4 protein-coding genes and 1 pseudogene are annotated in these 3,747 nt (G+C 36.7%); 1 reads left to right on the forward strand and 4 read right to left on the reverse strand.

Going from position 1 to position 3,747, the window contains the following annotated elements:
* Positions 1–224 precede the first annotated feature (224 nt).
* A complete protein-coding gene (locus H8Z79_RS16455) occupies positions 225–461 on the forward strand; it encodes a DUF6061 family protein (RefSeq protein ID WP_002578301.1) in 237 nt (78 codons plus the stop codon).
* A 133-nt stretch (positions 462–594) separates the two neighbouring features.
* On the opposite strand, the gene H8Z79_RS16460 is transcribed toward H8Z79_RS16455, so the two are convergent.
* From H8Z79_RS16460 to H8Z79_RS16475, 4 genes and pseudogenes are all read right to left on the reverse strand, one after another.
* Positions 595–1,914, reverse strand: a complete 1,320-nt coding sequence (locus H8Z79_RS16460; RefSeq protein ID WP_002595210.1) for an MATE family efflux transporter — start codon at positions 1,912–1,914, stop codon at positions 595–597.
* Positions 1,904–2,362: a MarR family transcriptional regulator gene (locus tag H8Z79_RS16465; RefSeq protein WP_187002964.1), complete on the reverse strand. Its 459-nt coding sequence runs from the start codon at positions 2,360–2,362 to the stop codon at positions 1,904–1,906. Before H8Z79_RS16465 ends, H8Z79_RS16460 begins: the two co-directional genes overlap by 11 nt.
* A gap of 155 nt (positions 2,363–2,517) precedes the next feature.
* Entirely contained in the window at positions 2,518–3,267 is a 750-nt protein-coding gene (locus tag H8Z79_RS16470; RefSeq protein WP_009243742.1) for a DUF6040 family protein, read from the reverse strand.
* Positions 3,206–3,747, reverse strand: a pseudogene (locus H8Z79_RS16475) (MobA/MobL family protein); the annotation flags it as partial. The gene H8Z79_RS16470 and the pseudogene H8Z79_RS16475, both read right to left, overlap by 62 nt.

Consider the following 3,747-nt stretch of genomic DNA (forward strand, 5'->3'; position numbering starts at 1 on the left):
CCCCTTGAAAACACTGGATTTGTCGCAGGTGAGCTTTCCCTTATTATTTCCCTTGTGTTATATCGTCCCATCAGTGTTTATGCACTCTGATAAGGGCAAATACAAGGGCAAGAAAAATCTATAAGACAGTATAACACAAAATAAAAGTGACATGGTGAACTGATTGAAATGCTTCTTAATTTTTGCTACTACTGATTGATTAAATGATAAGGAGATGGGATACGATGAGAACAATATTTGCAGAATACAATCCACAGTGCAACAGCATTGATGTATATACTAATACGGGCTATATACTCCGTATTGATTGTTGGGAAGCAGAAAAAAATTTAAGAACCACACCTGGATCTGATTGTGCTTTGACATCGCTTGCAATCGATGAGCCATTAGAATATGCAAGGTTATATCTTGATGGGAATTTACAGATGTGGGTAGATGCTGAAGATTCATTAGAGTTATGATTATTCCAATCAAAATCTACTAGAATTTATTAAAAATTAGCTTCATAATTTTAAAAGGACAGCCCTATTGCTATGAGGCTGTCCTTAAAAATACAATAGATAAACCTAGATTATTCTTGCTACTATCTGATTGTTAAATTTTCTGTATTCCATATTGCAAATCTCCCTTTTCGCAATATTTTATTAGTATGAATGCCAGAATCGCTGAAAAAACACGTGCCAATACCGTACTCCACCATATCATAATCTGTCCACCAAATAAAGGTGGTAAAACAAGCATAAATATCAGCATCAATACTGGTTCAATGAATGTAAGAATGTATGACAATCCACTTTTTTCAGTAGCATAAAATCCAGCTGTCGCTATTCTGGTAATCGCAACAAATGGTAATGACACTAAAAATATAGGTACAATTTTAGAAATCTCAATACTTACTTCATAAGAAGCTCCGAAAACCCCTCCAATATTTGCTCTGTTTACATACATGATAATTCCACCACAAACAGCAAGAATTATTGCAAAAATGTATGCCATTCTCTGAACTCCTCTCAGGCTTTCTTGATCCTTCTCACCATAAAAACGGCTCATTAAAGGTTGACTTCCATCACCTACGCCCTGCAATATGAGATATATGATACAGATAATATAGGATACACATGCATAAGTTGCAATAGCTTTTTCTCCCCCATAAGAAGCGGAGAATCGGTTTATAAACACCAATGAAATATTAGGAGTCAATGCTAGCCCAAATGGTGCAAGACCTACTCTGAATATAGCGCCACACATTTCTTTTACATTTTTTAAGGATACATACACATAAAACTTTTTATTATATAATGCGTATATGATTGCAATTGCTGCAGTCACACCCTGTCCGGCTATTGTAGCTGTGGCTGCACCTTTCATGCCCATTTCATATATCCATACAAAGATAAAATCCAGAACAATATTGGTTATGAATCCACCAACCATCGCAAACATTGACCAGAAAGAGTTTCCATAATTTCTAATGAATGGCATCATTCCAGTTCCAAGAATCTGCAATATTGCTCCAAGTGCTATAATTTTGATATAATCTGTCGCATTTGTTAATATAATTCCATCTGCTCCAAGCAATCCTAAAATTTTAGACGAAAAGGAGTAAATAATTATGGTACTGATAACACTTACTATTACAAGAAGCCACCAGCTTGTAGCAATAAATTCTTCTGCCCGTTTTCCTTTCTTTTCTGCTGCATTAATTGAGTAATAAACAGCTCCTCCCATACCAATTCCTGTTCCAAGAGCCTGAATCAAAGCCTCAATCGGATATGCAATATTAATAGCCGAAAGTCCAGCATCTCCTATGGTATTGCCTACAAAATATCCATCCACTATCGCATATATTCCTGATAATGCAAATGCTATAATAGATGGAATAACATATTTAAAAAATAATGATTTATGATTCATTTTTCTTACAATCTCCTTCCTTGAAAAGTCTGATAAACAGCTCTGTATTATCATTAAGACTTTCTATATTCTCTAATCCCATTTTTTCGATTACATATATTTCTTTTGAGTGCAGTTTTTCTATGATATCTTTCGTATATTCCATTCCTGATTCTGTGAGGCATATCAGCTTATTTCTCTTGTCTGAATCATCAGATACCATATTGATGTATCCTTTTTTCTGAAAATCTTTTAGTATCGTATTTACCGTTTGCTTAGGTATATTCCAGTTTTCACTTATCATTTTCTGCGTGCATCTTCCATTACTTTCATAAAATGAATACAAAGCAAAAACTCCATTTGAAGACAGTCCCTGATCCTTTGACCATTCCTCATACATTGCTGTACATTCTTTCCATAAAGCATAATATCGTTGCAACTGTATTATCATATTATTATCTTTTCTCATCTTTTTCCTCCTTAAACTAGTACGAATCCGGACTTTTATATTATAGTCCGAGTTCGTACTAATTGTCAAGATTTATTTATATACTTTTTCTTTATATAAACAATCAATAGTCCCTTACTAAGGACAGGAAGATTATGAAATTTCCCTGTCCTCTTTTAATAATATCCTCGTTCTTCCATCCAGTCTTTCACATAACATCTGATTCCAATATAAATAATATGCGACAGTAATAGCAATACAATAAGATTTATCGGATTAGCGTTTTTAATCCATTCTCCAAAGTAAATTACAACAGCTGTACTCGTTATCGCTACCACGATACTGATGATATCCCAACAATATTTCCGGTAGATTTTTCCTACCTGATAACCAATCCCGATTATCAGCCACCCGGTTATTACGAATAAAATTGCCATGACAGTACCGGCAATCAGCCAGTACACAATCCCGGAAAGAATACTGTTAGGTATTCCACTGCTTAACTGTCCGAAAGAGTCTGCACCTGTCACAAACTCCCGAAATAAACTTCCCATTCCTTTTCCTAACGCACCGAAAAAGACGATACAGTCGTTAAGGAAAACCGGCGAAAGAATCGCAGTAAACAGTGTTGTTGTTATGCTGTACCATGCCAGTAGAAACAAGATACTTTCATAACCAATCGTCATATTTTTATATTTCTTTTCTAACTGGCTTTTACGGCTATCGCATTTTTCTTTTGCTTTCCGGTAAGCAGTACGGTCACATTTTTCACATTTCTCATAAGGCACTTTTTTCTCAACAGCTACCTCTACCGTCTTTTGGTGTGTCTGTGCATAAAGTTTTTCCTGCTCTGCTTTTTCATACTTAAATTTCCATGCCACGGCTTCTGCGTCGGCTCTTTTCCTGCTGTCTGTCTCGCTGGTCAATCGTTCCTCTGTTTGCCTTAATCTTGTCCGCAATGCTTCGATATTCTCGGCTCTGTTTTCGCTGTTCAATTTCTCGTTCAAGGTCAGCGATTCGCTTAGCTGCCTGTTTAGTTCCTGGATTGTCTGGTCTTTCTGATCCAGTTCGTCCTGCATCTGTTCGGTCATCAGCAGAAGTTCTTCCACCTGCCCGACGTTCTCTAAGTTTCTGCATTCGCTCATCGATCTCCCTCGCTTTCTCTATCTGCTGTTTAAGGTCAGCAATTCGCTGTTCTGTTTCTGCAATAAGCTGTTCTCGTTGTTCAGCTTCTGCGTTAATTCCTGCCATTGCTGATTCTCGTTTTCCAACTGTTCGATTCTGGTTTTCTGTTGCTCGATCTGTGAGAGCAGTTCTTCTGTATCTGGCAAAAGATTTAGCAGCCTGGATAATTCGCTGTTTAAGCTTTTTAAACTCTGGTTCTGCTCCTGAAAAGACAGGAGCTG

The organism is Blautia intestinalis (genome assembly GCF_014297355.1).
In the GTDB taxonomy this organism is placed as follows: domain Bacteria; phylum Bacillota; class Clostridia; order Lachnospirales; family Lachnospiraceae; genus Blautia_A; species Blautia_A intestinalis.